The 547-nt window shown below is 73.1% G+C and carries 1 protein-coding gene; it reads left to right on the top strand.

Annotated elements, in window-relative coordinates; genetic code table 11:
* A partial coding sequence (locus KUM32_RS35645) for a YncE family protein (RefSeq protein ID WP_374227590.1) occupies positions 1 to 547 on the top strand: 547 nt, incomplete at both ends.

The following is a 547-nucleotide window of genomic DNA, read 5'->3' on the forward strand; positions in this document are numbered from 1 at the left end:
ACCGTGGGCTGCGCCAGCAACAAGGAGGCACCCTTCGTCTCCCTCGTGGACCTCGAACGCGGCACCCTCACCGCCAAGGTCGAGGTGCCGGGCAGCGAGGGTCTCGCCTTCTCGCCCGACGGTTCGAAGGTGTTCGTCGCCGCCCCGTACGCGGCCTTCGGTCCCGCCGGCAACGCACCCGGCGCCCGCCCCACCCCCGGCGTCCGCGTCATCGACCCGCGGACCGCGACCGTGACCGACACCCTCGCGACCGACCACGTCATGCTCCCGGTGCACGCCACCGCCACCGGCAAACTCCTGGTCGGCGAGGTACGCATGGAGCCCGCCCCGGACTCCCAACTCGGCCGACACGCGCCCGGGCGGCTCACCGTCTTCGCCACCGACGACCACGCGCGGCTCGGCAGCGTCGAGGTCGGCCTGGCCCCCCTGACCATCACCTCGTCACCCGACGGCCAGCTCGGCTACGTCGCCTGCGCCGCGTCCTCCACCGTGGACGTGGTCCACCTCGACACGCTGGAACGGCTGACCCGCCTGGAGATCCCCAAGC

This window comes from Streptomyces sp. AC627_RSS907 (assembly GCF_019049165.1).